Below are 15,023 nucleotides of genomic sequence, written 5' to 3' on the forward strand. Positions count from 1 at the left end.
CTCACCAGCGCCGTGTTGTGAACGCCTTAGGCTTTGACGGCCATTCTGGGACGATCGGCCATGAAACGTTCCAAGCGCTTCAGGCCCTCAGCGATATCATCAGTTGAACGGGCATAGGAGAACCGCAGCGTTGTGTGGCCACGCTGTGGATCAAAATCCAACCCCGGCGTAACAGCCACGCCCGCCTTGTCCAAAATCTCGGCCGCAAAGGCGCGGCTGTCATTGGTCAGATCGGACACGTCAGCGTAGACGTAAAACGCGCCGTCCGGTGGTGCTATGTTTGCAAAGCCCGCCTTTGGCAGACCTTCCAGCATCAGCGCCCGGTTTCGTCGGTAAACATCCAGATTGGCCTGCAATTCGTCATCACACTCCATCGCCGCCAACGCCGCAACCTGGCTGGCATGCGGCGCGCAAATGAACATGTTCTGAGCGATCCTTTCAACCACGCGCACCTGATCTTCGGGCACAACCATCCAACCGACGCGCCATCCCGTCATCGAAAAATACTTGGAGAAGGAATTGATGACATAACATTCGTCTGTCAGCTCTAGCGCGGTGACGGCTTTGGCCTCGTACTCGAGCCCGTGGTAAATCTCATCGCTGATGAAGGATGCGCCCTGCCCTTGGGCTGCGTCAATCAATGCAGCCATCGACGCACGATCCAGCATTGTGCCGGTCGGGTTGGCAGGGGATGCGACCATTAAACCCTGTAAATCAAGACCCGCGAAATCGGCTGCCACGGGTTGCAAACGGTTTTCGGGTGCAGTCGGCAAGTCGACCGGAACCAGACCAAGCGCTTTCAGAATCTGGCGGTACGACGGGTATCCCGGCGCACCGATCCCAACGCGATCGCCGCTGTCGAACAGCGCAGTGAACGCCAGAAGGAACCCACCAGAAGACCCCGGCGTAATCACCACACGATCCGGGTTCAAATCCACGTTGTACCAATCGCCATACATCTGGGCGATCCGCTGGCGCAAGGCAGGCAAACCCAAGGCAACCGTATACCCCAAAGGCCCGTGCTGCATTGCTGTCGCCAACGCTTTGGTTGCGCCTTTTGGGGCTCCGGTACCGGGTTGACCGACTTCCATGTGAATGATGTGTTCACCGGCTTCTTCGGCTTTGCGCGCGGCCTCCATCACGTCCATCACGATGAAGGGATCGACCCCGGACCGGGTTGAGTTTCGCATGCCCATCTCCCATGTTGCTTGTATGGCTTTTGAACGTGTATCCAGGCTGGCGTCAATCCCGGCCCTGTTGCTGATGGCGGTGACATGGGTTGCAGGTACCGTTCAGTCCAGTGCACAAAGCCTGATCCGCGACCCGGACATAGAATACGGCCTGCGCGAACTGGCCTTTCCCATCCTCAGGGCGGCGGGCCTGAACACGAACCGGGTACAAATTCTGGTGGTCTATGACAGCACGTTCAACGCCTTCGTCATTGACCACAATACGATCTACCTGAACTACGGCCTGATCCTGACCGTTGAAAACCCCGAGATGCTGCAAGCCGTCATCGCACATGAGGCCGCACATATAGCCAATGGACACCTCGCACGACGATCTGAAAACCTAAGGGCTGCACAGCGCAAAGCGCAGCTTGGTACAGCTCTGGCCCTGGTTGTTGGTGCCGCCGGAGGTGGAGAAGCCGCGCTTGGTATCGCAGCTGGAACCTCATCGGCGTCTCTTCGCAGTTTTTTGGGCCATACCCGGGCCGAAGAATCTGCGGCTGATCGCAGCGCGGCCAGCTACCTGCGCGCGGCAGGGATTTCCCCGATCGGTATGGTTGATTTGCATCGAAAGTTCGCTGGCCAGGAATTGCTGAGCGAAATCAATCAGGATCCCTATATGCGCTCGCACCCCACCAGCCGTGAGCGGTTGCGCGCAGCGGAAACATTTTTAGACGAATTTGGCGACAAGGCCGCGAATAACAGACGTGCAGATTATTGGTTCGCACGGGTCAAGGGAAAGCTTTCCGCCTTTATACGATCTCCGGCCTGGACCATGCAGCGGGCGAAAGAAGAAAACGCGCGCGATATCCGTATGATGCGAGAGGCGGCCGCCTATCACCAGAACCGTGACTTGATCAACGCCCGGGCCGCGATAGATGAGGCGCTGACCCTTCGTCCTGACGATCCCTATTACCTGGAACTGAAAGCGCAGATTTTGCTGGAGAACCGCCAGATCAAGGATGCCGTTGCGGCATACGGACGCGCCGTTGACATGGCCCCGAACAATCCGCTGATCCTTGCGGGGTACGGTCGTGCGCTTTTGGCACACGGTCAAACCAAGAATGCCTTGCAAGCCCTTGAAAAAGCACGTGCCAGAGACCATCGTAATGCCAGATTGATGCAGGACCTCGGGGTTGCGTATTCGAAAACTGGCAACAACGGTATGGCGTCGATGGTAACGGCCGAAAGATATGCCTTGCAAGGCCGGCTGGCTGATGCAGGTATTCATGCAAGACGCGCCATCGGGCAACTTCCCGAAGGTTCACCCGGTTGGCAAAGAGCGCAGGACGTTCTTATTGCCTCAGAACGAGCGAATAAAAAGAAAAGGAAACGGAAATGATCCTCAGACATGCTGCACCGGCCCTTCTGGGGCTTTCCCTGATCACCGGGCCTGCACAGGCACTGGACCTCAACACCATGAGCGCCGCCGAAAAAGAGCAATTCGGCGCGCAAGTCCGAGAGTACCTTTTGGAAAACCCCGAGGTGATCATCGAGGCCATCAACATTCTTGAGCAGCGCAACGCAGTCGCCGAAGCCGCCGCCGATAAGGAACTTGTCGCCGTAAACGCGGAAGAGCTGTTCAACGATGGTTATAGCTGGGTTGGTGGCAACCCGGACGGCGACATCACATTGGTCGAGTTCATGGACTACCGCTGTGGCTATTGCCGACGTGCGGTACCCGAGGTTGCAGAACTTTTGGCGAAAGACGGCAATATCCGGTTGATCATCAAAGAATTCCCAATCCTGGGGGACGCATCGGTCATATCCTCTCGATTTGCCGTAGCGACCAAGCACGTTGCGGGTGACGATGCGTATAAACAGGTACATGACGCGCTGCTGGAATTCAGCGGCGAGCCTACCGAAGTCACACTGCGCCGTATCTCAGACGGTCTGGGTTTGGACAGCGACGCAATCTTTACTGCGATGAACAGCGATCGCGTTACTGATGAGATCAATCAAACGCGCGAATTGGCGCGTCGCATGCAAATTTCTGGAACGCCCTCATTTGTTATGGGTAATGAAATGCTGCGCGGTTATCTGTCTGCCGATCAAATGTTGCAGATTGCTGACGTAATCCGTTCGGAACAGGGCTGATCGCTTTGGGGTGGCCCATCTTGCGCCACCCCACCGCAACAACACGCCCGCGTGAGACTATTCGTTCAAAACCTGATCCTGACGCGCAACCGACATCGGAATCTCGCGCAATAGTTTTCGCCTGAGCGCGTCGGCATAGTCAGCGTATCCCGCAGCAATTTCGACGAACGCGCCATGTCCCGAAATGACGTGCGTCACGTAATAGGACAGCACTTCGGGATCGGCACCTTCAATGACCAACGCATTGACGGTGACGCCCTGCATAACATCCATTTCTCTGGCGACATGCGGGCGGAAACCGTTGTTGTGTTTTCCGTCTCCTGACACATCGATCACCCGCCGCCTGCATTTCGGTCCATACTCAAACATATGCGCGCCGAATGCCACGGCGGGGCCGATGCCCGTGCCACCGGTCGCACTTCTGGGGGCAGCAAGGACATCTGCTGCAACCGCTCGCAGCCCGATTTCATCCTTAACAAGCCGCCATGCAGCGATTTGGTTTTGCTGGCGAGAGTCCGACCATTCGTAAACCAAAAAGGCAACGCCGCCAGGTTGCGCCGAGACTACTGTGACAACATCGGGGTCCAGCAACGCCACAGCTAAGCCTTCGCGCTGTAGCTGGTGTTCGTCCGCATCGACACTGCCTGAAACATCCAGCGCAAACGCAAGTGCCAACTCACAGGATCGAGCCTCAACAGTTGAAACGACAAAGGCGAGGAAAAGGAAAACGGCGCGGCGCAACATAGCCAAAGCTTGCCCCCGCAGCTTAAGGCCCGTCAACACTGGGATCGTGAGTTCGCGTCAAGTTCAACAAGCTGTTTGTCAGAGCTGATGTTGCTACGAGATCGAGCTGTGGTTTTTTTTGCGCCACCACAACAACAAGCCCAAGCAGCCAATATGCCTTACTCAGCCGCTTCGGCAGTTGCTTCTATTTCCGCCGCTTTCTTTTCGACCTGCTCTACGATGTGGTCGATCATTTGGTCATTCGACATCTTGTGGCTGGCTTTGCCTGCCAGATAAACCATACCTGACCCCGCACCCCCGCCGGTAAAGCCGACATCCGTCATCAGGGCCTCACCGGGGCCGTTCACCACGCAGCCGATGATCGACAAGCTCATAGGGGTTTTGATGTGTTCTAACCGATGTTCTAGCGCCTCGACGGTCTTGATGACATCAAAGCCCTGCCGTGCACAGGACGGGCAGGAAATAATGTTAACACCGCGATGACGCAGCCCCAGTGACTTCAGGATTTCATAACCGACTTTAACCTCTTCGACCGGGTCTGCGGATAGGCTGACGCGAATTGTGTCGCCGATCCCCATCCATAGCAGATTTCCCAGACCGATCGCCGATTTGATGGTGCCCGAGACGAGCCCACCCGCTTCGGTGATACCCAAGTGGATAGGTGCATCCGTGGCTTCTGCGATGCCCTGATAGGCGGCTGCCGACAGGAACACGTCGCTGGCCTTGACGCTGATCTTGAAGTTGTGAAAGTCGTTATCTTCCAGAATGCGGATATGCTCTAACCCGCTTTCAACCATCGCTTCGGGGCATGGTTCCGCGTATTTTTCCAGAAGGTGTTTTTCAAGGCTGCCTGCATTGACCCCAATGCGGATCGAACAATCATGGTCGCGCGCGGCCTTGATCACTTCTTTGACGCGCTTTTCATCCCCGATATTGCCGGGATTGATCCGAAGGCACGCGGCACCGGCCTCGGCCGCCTCGATACCGCGACGATAGTGGAAATGAATGTCCGCAACGATTGGGACCGGGCTTTCGCGCACAATCTCTTTCAACGCTTTCGAGGAGGCTTCGTCAGGGACAGAAACCCGCACGATATCAGCACCCGCCTCAGCCGCTGCCTGAACCTGCGCAACGGTCGCCGCGACATCGGTTGTCAGGGTGTTGGTCATCGTTTGCACGGCAATGGGTGCATCCCCCCCGATCGGCACGTCACCGACCATGATCTGGCGGGATTTGCGGCGATAGATGTTACGCCACGGGCGAACGTGATTAAGGGACATGGGGACGGGTCCAAGACTACCTGAGTTGCGCTTTTAGATAGTCCGCCTGCCCATGTATCGCAATGGTAAGATCACTCGGCTTCGCTGTTGACTTCCTGCGCCTGCAGTTCAGCAACCAATTGTTTGAGCGCGCTGTTCTGTTCGGCCTCAAGGTCGGCTACCTCGTACCGCTCGGCAACCGCGTCTTTGGACAGAACGACCCCTTTGGCCACGGTTCCCGGCGCGCCAACAGGGCCAAAATGCTCACCATTCATCGAGAAATATACCGAGCCCGAGGCCCCTGCCCGTAGCTGCGGCGGTTCTTCTGTCAAAGGCACCTCAAAGGTGTTGCCTTGTTCAACAGTCCCTAGCGTTCCTTCGAAGATGACACTGCCATCAGCCGCCGTCACGCGCATCCACGACGGATTCACTGCTACGATCTTAAGCGTGGTGTCCAGTTGCTCGACTACTTGAGGCAGGACGGGGCGTTCGACGGTGTGTACCTCAGCCACCTCGATCTTTGGGGGCTCGGGCGGTTGGAAAGTTCCGACCCGACGCGGATCAAGGGTCGAGATCGGCGCATCACGCGCCACCAGAACCGGTACGTCTAAGGCCTGAGGTCGATATAGCCGGTCCAACGCTTCGACAGTTGGCGCGTCGACCGCAGCAACATCGTCATCGCTTACGGCGCTGCGTGCTGCATCCAGCGGGTCCAGATCGGACAACACGACCGGAGCCTGTTCCACAGGGCTGACCTGTACCTGCTGAATCTTGTTCAACACAGCCCAACCGCCATAACCAATGCCGCAAATCACTGTCAGCAAAACCAGAGAGGACCCGATCGCACGAGGTTCAATCTGGCTGACGATCGACTCGCGCCCGGGAATGTAAGGTGTATTTGGCGAGGTAAACGGATCGCGCCCCATCGGGCCGCGCGCGGGCAAACCGCCTGTCGGTTTGCGAACAACCGAGGCTTCGGCAGACATGCCGTGGGCCACTTCGAACCCGCTTTCAGCGCAGAACTCGGCGAAGGTTTCGTCTGGGTTCATGCCCAGATAACGCGCATAAGAGCGAACGTAGCCTGCAATAAAGCCCGGAGTATCGAACGCGTCCGGATCAGCATCCTCTATGGCGGCAATGTAGTTGGCCTTGATACGCAGTTCACGCTGAACATCCAGAAGAGACTTGCCCATCGTCGCACGTTCACCGCGCATCCTGTCGCCAAGTCGCACCTCGTAATCGTCAAAGCCCTTAGGCCGGACGTCGGTGTCGTCTTCGGAATCGCGCTGAGATCTGCGCCCAATCATCCCTGCTGCCCCATTCTGCCTACGCGTGTTTCACGCAAGAGACGAATCAATATTAACGATTCGTCTGCTACTTTTGTTAGCTTAAGCCTAACACGCTATGAACGCGTTGCACACTTTGGCGTGAGGTTAACCTGCAAGTTCGGCGCGATTTAGCGCACAATGTGACCAAAGTTCGTCCATGGCTTGCACCAGTCGATTCACCTCATCCGGGCCATGAACCGGCGACGGGGTAAAGCGCAAACGCTCAGTTCCGCGTGGAACGGTGGGGAAATTGATCGGCTGAACATAGATTCCGAAGTCGTCCAACAGCATGTCGCTCAGCTTTTTGGTGTGCACCGGGTTACCGACAATCACAGGCACAATGTGGCTACCGTGATCAATCAGCGGCAGACCCAATCCTTTCAGGCGTAGCTTCAGAACTTTAGCCTGTGTTTGATGCTGCTCACGCAGCTCAGTCGCCTCTTTCAGATACGCGACTGACGCAGCCGCCCCAGCGGCCACAGCAGGTGGCAAGGATGTGGTAAAGATGAACCCCGGCGCATAAGACCTTACTGCATCACACATTTTCGCGCTTGCCGCGATGTAACCACCCATCACGCCAAATGCTTTGGCAAGGGTTCCATTGATGATGTCAATGCGATGCGCCAAGTGATCACGTTCAGTCACACCGCCCCCACGCGGGCCGTACATGCCGACCGCGTGCACCTCGTCGATATAGGTGAGCGCGCCGAATTCATCCGCCAGATCACAGATTTCCTCAATCGGACCAAAATCTCCGTCCATCGAGTAAACCGACTCGAAGGCGATCAGTTTGGGTGCAGCCGGATCATCTGCTTCCAACAGCTCGCGCAGATGCGCCACGTCATTGTGCCGGAAGATACGCTTTGCTCCACCGTTGCGGCGCACGCCTTCGATCATCGATGCGTGATTCAGCGCGTCGGAATAAATAATGAGGCCCGGGAACAATTTGGGCAGTGTGCTTAATGTTGCATCATTGGCAATATAGGCCGAAGTGAACAGCAACGCGGCCTCTTTACCGTGCAGATCTGCCAGTTCCGCTTCGAGCTGCTTATGATAGACCGTGGTGCCCGAGATGTTGCGCGTTCCACCTGAACCCGCGCCTGCCGCGTCAACGGCCTCGTGCATTGCGTTCAAAACCACCGGGTTTTGGCCCATGCCCAGATAGTCGTTGCCGCACCAAACGGTAATGTTCTGCTGCGATCCGTCAGGACGCGTGCGAACAGCGTGCGGGAAATGTCCGTTACGACGTTCAATATCAATGAAGGTCCGGTAGCGTCCTTCGTCATGCAGCCTGGCAATCGCTTTATCGAGCTGAGCAGTATAGTCCACCGGTCTCTCCTTACATGCCCGACCAATCCGCATTGACCGAACGTCTTTCACAGCGTTTTTGACAGGTCTCTCTGCCTTGGCGCCGATCGTTCCCAAGTGCTCTTAACATATAAGCGAGTCTGGGGATGCTAATTTGATTTGCATCAAATATCCCGTCGCACCCCACCCGACAAGTAAACTTACGCACAATAGACGCGAGGAAACGACGCAGGGGTTCGACATTTTTTCGCTCGTGTTTCCGATAATATACCAGTTTGCGGCCGCTACGGGCTGGACGACACGGGCCGCCCTGATAGGGTCGCGCCAAATATTCACTTGTCAGGAGCTTACCAATGACGCTGGACGCTGTTCTGAGTCGCGTAGATGCGGATCTTCAAACCTCAATTGACCGTCTGATGGAGTTGCTGCGTATCCCATCGATTTCCACTGACCCCGCCTACAACGAGCAAGTGTCCCAAGCTGCAGATTGGCTTGTTTCAGACCTGCAGAGCATCGGCGTTCAGGCAGAAAAGCGTAAGACCACCGGGCACCCGATGGTCGTCGGCCATATCGGTGAAGACAGTGACGCACCGCATGTGCTTTTCTACGGGCATTATGACGTCCAACCTGTAGATCCGCTGGAGCTTTGGGACCGCCCCCCGTTTGATCCGGCGATCGAAGATACAGACAACGGACCAGTCATTCGCGGACGCGGGTCGTCAGACGATAAGGGGCAGCTCATGACATTTGTCGAAGCTTGCCGCGCCTGGAAAGCCGTTCATGGCACGCTACCCTGTCGCATCACGTTTTTCTTTGAGGGCGAAGAAGAATCCGGCTCTCCTTCATTAGTTCCGTTCCTGCGTGAAAATGCGGCCGAATTGAAAGCGGACCTGGCACTGGTGTGCGACACGTCGATGGTTTCACGGGGCGTTCCGTCTATTGCGTCGCAGCTGCGCGGTATGCTCAAGGATGAATTCACTGTAATAGGCCCGCGCATCGACCTCCATTCGGGCCACTACGGCGGACCGGGCCTGAACCCTCTCAGAGAATTGTCCAAAATCGTCTCTTCTTTCTACGACGATCAAACCGGTCGGGTTGCTGTAGACGGATTTTATGAAGGTGTTCACGAGGTACCAGCAGATCAGCTGCGCCAATGGCAAAATTGCGGGTTCGACGAAACCGATTACCTGAACTCTGTTGGGTACTCGCAGCCGCACGGCGAAAAAGCATATTCAACACTGGAGCAACAATGGGCCCGACCCACGCTGGAAGTGAACGGCCTTTGGGGGGGCTATAACGGAGCCGGCTCCAAAACGGTGATCCCATCGCGCGCGAACTGTAAAATAACCTGCCGTCTGGTGGGTGACATGGATCCGGATACTTTACGGGACAAAATCCGCAAACACGTTGAACAACAACTTTCGCCTGATGCCACAGTCGAATGGGACAATGATCTCGAAGGCTCACCTGCTTCCGTCATGAATATCGACCGGCCCGAGTTTGAAGCTGCCCGCAATGCACTGTCGGATGAGTGGAACCGGGAGGCCGTTTTCACTGGCATGGGTGGATCAATTCCGGTTGTGGGGTATTTCAACACAGAACTCGGACTGGATTCCATGTTGGTTGGCTTTGCGAATGAAGATGACGCCATTCACTCGCCCAACGAAAAATACGACGTGAATAGCTTTCACAAAGGCATCCGGTCCTGGGTCCGCATTCTGGATGCTTTGACAAAGTGAACTTTTGCGAGGCTCTGCCTCGCGCTCCGGGATATTTTCGGCCAGATGAAGTACGGATCCCCTGCTTCATCTGGCTATATATATCCCGGGGGAGTCGCCCGCAGGGCGGCGGGGGCAGAGCCCCCACCCACCGGATCACATATGGATAACCCGGTCATATGCGTCCAGTACGCTTTCGTGCATCATCTCTGACAAAGTTGGGTGCGGGAAGACTGTGTTCATCAGATCTTCTTCCGTGGTCTCCAACTGACGGCCTACCACATATCCCTGGATCATTTCGGTCACTTCCGCACCGATCATATGCGCACCCAGCAATTCACCGGTCTTGGCATCGAATACCGTTTTGATCATCCCCTCGGGCTCGCCCAAGGCAATGGCCTTACCGTTACCTATGAATGGGAAGCGACCGACTTTGATGTCATAGCCCAGCTCTTTCGCCTTGGCCTCGGTATAGCCCACCGACGCAACTTGCGGATGGCAGTAAGTACAACCAGCGATGCTTTCTGGCTTGACGGGATGCGCGTGCTTTCCTGCGATAAGATCTGCGACCATGACGCCCTCGTGGCTGGCCTTGTGCGCCAACCAAGGTGCGCCGGCGATGTCGCCGATCGCGTAAAGACCTTCGACGCCAGTCCGACAGAATTCGTCCGTTATGACATGCGTACGATCGATTTTGACCCCTAGGGCCTCTAACCCGAGGTTTTCGACATTGCCCACGATACCGACGGCCGAAATGACAGTATCAAAGTCGTGTTTTTCAACTTTACCCTTCACTTCGATATGCGCCGTGACTTTACCTTTGGAGCGATCCAGCTGCTTGACCATCGCCTTTTCCATGATGGTCATACCCTGCTTGGTGAACGCTTTCTTGGCGAATGCACTGATTTCAGCATCTTCGACAGGCAACACGCGATCCATCACCTCGACGACTGTCGTGTCTGCACCAAGCGTGTTGTAGAAACTGGCGAATTCGATGCCGATAGCGCCGGAACCGATCACCAGTAGTTTCTTCGGCATACGTGGCGGTTGCAGGGCATGCTTGTAGGTCCAAACCAGATCACCGTCAGCCTCCAGCCCCGGAAGCTCGCGCGCGCGCGCGCCTGTCGCCAATACGATATTCTTGGCGCTCAGCTCTTCGGTACCCTTTTCGGTTTTGACAGACACCTTGCCTTTGGCGGTAATTGTCGCCTCGCCCATCACTACTGACACTTTGTTTTTCTTCAGCAGGTGCCCGATACCACCGGACAGTTGCCCGGCAACCCCGCGCGAGCGCTTTACCACCGCGTCGAGGTCATACCCGATCTTATCCGCCTTCAGGCCGAAATCCTTGGCACGCTCCATCAGGTGAAAGACTTCGGAGGACCGAAGCATCGCCTTTGTGGGGATACAGCCCCAGTTCAAGCAGATACCGCCCAGATGCTCACGCTCGACCACGACTGTTTTCAGCCCAAGTTGAGCAGCCCGGATAGCCGCGACATAGCCGCCGGGACCGGCGCCAATTACGATCAGATCAAAAGATTGTGCAGCCATGTTTCCCTCTCGGCGCAGGTCGATTTAGAAATTAGTTTACCATTAAACTAATTCTGCCAACGCATCAATACGGTTGCCCCGCGACAAAAGCGACGCAGGGTCAATCCGCGTGTGACGCGCGGTTTTCAGCCTATACCGCGACGCCCGCAATAGCTAGAACAGAGGAAACCGTCCGATTAAACCTCCGTTTTATCCTTAAGAAATAGAAAGGCTTACCATGGCCAGAACACTTACCGATCTTTTACTTGCGATGCTGAATGCCACCCTGATCCTTGTTGCCTTATGCCTATTTCTTGGGTGGAAACTTGCCTCCACAGTTGAGGACGTCACCCAAACATTCGCCGAAAAAGTGGAAATTGTCGCCCCGCTCAGAACTGAAGTTCAGGGGGTGCGCGGAGAACTGACCGCTTTGCGCAGTGATCTTGCTTCGATCTCATTCAGCGACGTCACCGCCGACAGTGCAACCGCCCAACGTGTTGCAGACGCATTGAACAAATTGGATCAGTTGGAGCAAAAGCTGCAGAATACCCAAACGCGCATATCCGAGATCACGGAGGCGCCGGAGGAGCTTATTAATCTAGCGGTAGAAACATCGGCCGACGTGATCGTCGACCGTGTTATTGCCATTCGAGGTTGCGTGCCGGCAGGTTAACCTGCCGCCTGCAACTCTCGCACCGTCGTTCCGTACCCGCCTGTGCTGACATAGGCGGCTTCGGGTTCGGTCATCGGGCGCGCCAACGCTTCGTTGCGGTAGGGAAACCGGCCGAACTGTCGGATAACTTCTCGATGAGCGCGGGCGTGCAAAAGGTTGCTCGAGTTCGCGCTGAGGTTCTGGCACATCAGACGCACACAACGTTCCTGGTCGCACAGGTTTTCCGAGTGCATCATCGGCAGATAAAAGAACTGCCGCGCCGGTTCGTCGATCTTAAGATCCCATCCTTTGTCGACCGCACATTTAGCTGCCGACAGCGCCGCGCGATCCGATGAAAACGCCTTGGCGCTGTCGCGGAACATGTTGCGCGGGAACTGGTCCATCAGGATTATGTACGCCAAGGCCCCGCTTGGGTATGTCAACCATAGGGAAAACTTGCCTTCGTTCGCTGCTTCCCAAGTGGTCAGGAACTTTTCGCGGATTTCAGCATCCAGTGCGTCATCCTGCAAATACCAACCCTTGGGACCAACGTCATCCAACCAAAAACTCAGTACGTCTTCAGGCCCTGTCATTGCCCTTAACTCCGTATGTTCGCCTCCCCAGGGACGTAACGTCATTAAAGGCCGTTTTACAGATTTGTGACAGTAACATATTGCAACATATGCGACATAAATCTGTGTGTTAGGCAACATCCTGCGTATCGTGCTCGGCCTCGGCCGCTTCGATGGCGACCTCTTGCGCAACTTCGAACGCCACCGGCGAGGCCGTTGGATACAGCGGAGACATGGTGCCGGTTTCGTCGACCGGGATCGCTGCGCGCTGTGTCATGCGGTACATGGCGTACAATGCGGTGGCCACCAAAAGTGCGGCGATGATCAGGAAAAAACCCGGTGGGCCAAACACGGCGTCACCCATCAGCCAGCCAGTGATCACCGGGCCCGCGATTGCGCCCAGCCCGTTGATGAATACCAAACCGCCGGACGCAGCTGCCATATCTTCGTGATCAAGGAAGTCGTTCGCATGTGCGATCAGCAAGGAATAAAGCGGGTTCGACATCCCGCCAATAATAAACGCGGAAAGCAGCAGGAACGGAAAGGCCATGCCAAAAAGCATGCCGGTAATCGCACCACCCGCCCCAGTCAGGGCTACGATCATTATCAACAGACGGCGATCCATGCGGTCCGAGAACCACCCCAACGGGTATTGCAGCACGACCGCACCCACGTAAAAAGCCGCAACGAAGGTCGAGATTTCAACCAGTGTCAGCCCAGCTTGCGCGCCATAGACCGCAGCCATGCCGAACTGAGCTGAAAAGACGCCACCCAACAAAAACATGCCGACACATCCCAGTGGAGATTTCCCCATCAGTTCGCGCAGCGTCATGGGTTTGGTCGTATCAAATGCGGGTGTCGGCGAAATTGACAACAGAATTGGCGCAAATGAGACCGAAACCAGGATCGAGGCGATGACGAACGTCTCGTATCCAGACGGGTCGCCGATCAAGACCAACCCCTGAGCGGTGATGATGCCGATCATTTGCACGATCATATAAAGCGAAAGCGCCTGACCCCGGTTTTCATTGCTGGCTGCGTTGTTCAACCAGCTTTCAGCGGTGACATACACTCCCGAAAAACAGAACCCGATAATCACTCGGCCAAGAAACCACGCGACGTGATCCGTCAACAGTGGATACATGATCATGACGGCCGATATGAACGAGGCGAGCGCCGCAAAGACGCGAACGTGACCGACCCGGCGGATCATTTCGGGCGCCAGACGAGATCCCCCGAGAAACCCGACAAAATAAGCTGACATCACAAAAGACATCTGAAGGGTGGTAAACCCCTCAATCTCGCCACGGACGCCGAGGATGGTGCCTTGCAGCCCGTTGCCCACCATCAACAGGCCCATACCAAGAAGAAGCGCCCATGCGCTGGAAAGGACCTGAATCATCGCGGCCTCCGAATAATGCCAACTAAGTCTGGAATCGTTTTGCTATGAAAAACGTCTCTGGTCGTGCTTGTCTACGACATCGGCGTAAGTTGATCCCGACACAGCGGCTTTTAGGGTATCAAAAGCGACGCGTCACCATAAGAAAAGAACCTGTATTTTTGTTCAATGGCATGGGCATAGACGTCGCGCATTCGATCCTGCCCCATCAGCGCCGATACCAGCATCAGCAACGTGGATTTTGGCAGGTGAAAATTCGTCATTAGCGCATCTGTGACATGGAACTGGAACCCGGGATAGATAAAAATATCCGTCTCACCTTCCCATGGTTCGATCTGCCCACTGCGCGCGGCGCTTTCGATCAGGCGCAGGGCCGTCGTGCCCACTGGGATCACACGACCGCCCTGAGATTTGGTTTCTTGAATCTCTCTCACCGCCTCTGCGCTGACGCGCCCCCATTCCGCGTGCATCTTATGGGTCGTCACGTCTTCGACTTTGACCGGCAGAAACGTTCCCGCGCCCACGTGCAACGTGACATGGCTGATGGACACGCCTCGGGCTGCCAATGCCTGCATCAATGCCTCATCAAAGTGAAGCGATGCGGTGGGTGCCGCCACAGCGCCCGAATTTCGGGCCCAGATCGTTTGATAATCCGTTTTATCACGCTCATCCGCAGGGCGTTTCGCGGCGATATAGGGTGGCAGCGGCATAAGGCCTGCTTGGTCCAGCGCAGCGTCGAAATCCTGCCCTGTAAGGTTGAAACGCAAATAAGCCTGGCCGTCTTCAACCCGCTCCAAAACCGCGCTGAGGTGTTCCGAGAAACGGATTTCCTCCCCCGCTTTGACCTTTTTCAATGGTTTTATCAATGCCGCCCAAGTGCCGTCAGCTTGTGGATCAAGCAACGTCGCCTCAATACCTGCGGATACCGGCCCTTGCGCACTGTCCCGATGGCGGCGGCCATTTAGTCGCGCGGGGATAACGCGCGTATCGTTCAGCACCAGTCGGTCGCCCGGCTTTAGCCAATCGGGCAAGTCAGAGACACGTGCATCTGTGGTCGAGTTGCCATCAGCCACCAGCAATCGCGCCGAAGAACGGGGGCTGGCCGGTCGTGTGGCAATCAGTTCGTCTGGGAGGTGGAAATCAAAATCGCTGAGTTTCATGCGCGCGCCATACTAGGACCCGCCCAA

The 15,023-nt window shown here is 56.0% G+C and carries 13 protein-coding genes; 4 read left to right on the forward strand and 9 right to left on the reverse strand.

The genetic code is table 11. The features are described from left to right. Positions 1-26 precede the first annotated feature (26 nt). A complete protein-coding gene (locus ACR0DG_RS02470; protein WP_480693976.1) occupies positions 27-1,190 on the reverse strand; it encodes a pyridoxal phosphate-dependent aminotransferase in 1,164 nt (387 codons plus the stop codon). Between ACR0DG_RS02470 and ACR0DG_RS02475 the strand changes: the two genes are divergently transcribed. Both ACR0DG_RS02475 and ACR0DG_RS02480 read left to right on the forward strand, forming a co-directional pair. Further along, positions 1,189-2,571, forward strand: coding sequence for a M48 family metalloprotease (locus ACR0DG_RS02475; protein WP_480693978.1), 1,383 nt, complete (start codon positions 1,189-1,191; stop codon positions 2,569-2,571). The two genes, ACR0DG_RS02470 and ACR0DG_RS02475, sit on opposite strands and share 2 nt — an antisense overlap. Then, the gene (locus ACR0DG_RS02480) at positions 2,568-3,326 is read left to right on the forward strand and encodes a DsbA family protein (protein WP_480693980.1); all 759 of its coding nucleotides are present in this window, start codon (positions 2,568-2,570) and stop codon (positions 3,324-3,326) included. The genes ACR0DG_RS02475 and ACR0DG_RS02480 overlap by 4 nt, the downstream gene beginning before the upstream one ends. A gap of 57 nt (positions 3,327-3,383) precedes the next feature. Here the strand turns inward: ACR0DG_RS02480 and ACR0DG_RS02485 are convergent, their stop codons facing one another. The 4 genes from ACR0DG_RS02485 to hemA form a co-directional block, all read right to left on the reverse strand. Beyond that, a complete protein-coding gene (locus ACR0DG_RS02485; protein WP_480693982.1) occupies positions 3,384-4,106 on the reverse strand; it encodes a DUF1194 domain-containing protein in 723 nt (240 codons plus the stop codon). A gap of 122 nt (positions 4,107-4,228) precedes the next feature. Further along, complete coding sequence (ispG, locus tag ACR0DG_RS02490; protein WP_480693984.1) at positions 4,229-5,350, reverse strand: flavodoxin-dependent (E)-4-hydroxy-3-methylbut-2-enyl-diphosphate synthase; 1,122 nt, start codon at positions 5,348-5,350, stop codon at positions 4,229-4,231. A 71-nt stretch (positions 5,351-5,421) separates the two neighbouring features. Continuing rightward, the gene (locus ACR0DG_RS02495; RefSeq protein WP_480693986.1) at positions 5,422-6,636 is read right to left on the reverse strand and encodes a helix-turn-helix domain-containing protein; all 1,215 of its coding nucleotides are present in this window, start codon (positions 6,634-6,636) and stop codon (positions 5,422-5,424) included. A gap of 126 nt (positions 6,637-6,762) precedes the next feature. After that, complete coding sequence (hemA, locus tag ACR0DG_RS02500) at positions 6,763-7,986, reverse strand: 5-aminolevulinate synthase (protein ID WP_480693988.1); 1,224 nt, start codon at positions 7,984-7,986, stop codon at positions 6,763-6,765. A 332-nt stretch (positions 7,987-8,318) separates the two neighbouring features. On the opposite strand from hemA, the gene ACR0DG_RS02505 reads away from it, so the two are divergent. Continuing rightward, the gene (locus ACR0DG_RS02505; protein WP_480693990.1) at positions 8,319-9,704 is read left to right on the forward strand and encodes a M20/M25/M40 family metallo-hydrolase; all 1,386 of its coding nucleotides are present in this window, start codon (positions 8,319-8,321) and stop codon (positions 9,702-9,704) included. 135 nt (positions 9,705-9,839) lie between these two features. Here the strand turns inward: ACR0DG_RS02505 and lpdA are convergent, their stop codons facing one another. After that, a complete protein-coding gene (gene lpdA / locus ACR0DG_RS02510) occupies positions 9,840-11,234 on the reverse strand; it encodes a dihydrolipoyl dehydrogenase (protein WP_480693992.1) in 1,395 nt (464 codons plus the stop codon). Between the two features lie 217 nt (positions 11,235-11,451). On the opposite strand from lpdA, the gene ACR0DG_RS02515 reads away from it, so the two are divergent. Next, complete coding sequence (locus tag ACR0DG_RS02515; protein WP_480693994.1) at positions 11,452-11,886, forward strand: hypothetical protein; 435 nt, start codon at positions 11,452-11,454, stop codon at positions 11,884-11,886. Here ACR0DG_RS02515 and ACR0DG_RS02520 read toward each other — a convergent pair. The 3 genes from ACR0DG_RS02520 to queA form a co-directional block, all read right to left on the reverse strand. Further along, complete coding sequence (locus tag ACR0DG_RS02520; RefSeq protein ID WP_480693996.1) at positions 11,883-12,458, reverse strand: DUF924 family protein; 576 nt, start codon at positions 12,456-12,458, stop codon at positions 11,883-11,885. The two genes, ACR0DG_RS02515 and ACR0DG_RS02520, sit on opposite strands and share 4 nt — an antisense overlap. 109 nt (positions 12,459-12,567) lie before the next feature. Further along, complete coding sequence (locus tag ACR0DG_RS02525) at positions 12,568-13,839, reverse strand: MFS transporter (protein ID WP_480693998.1); 1,272 nt, start codon at positions 13,837-13,839, stop codon at positions 12,568-12,570. Positions 13,840-13,949: 110 nt separating this feature from the next. Continuing rightward, a complete protein-coding gene (gene queA / locus ACR0DG_RS02530) occupies positions 13,950-14,996 on the reverse strand; it encodes a tRNA preQ1(34) S-adenosylmethionine ribosyltransferase-isomerase QueA (protein WP_480694000.1) in 1,047 nt (348 codons plus the stop codon). Positions 14,997-15,023: the final 27 nt, after the last annotated feature.

This window comes from Ruegeria sp. BG8, assembly GCF_056538325.1.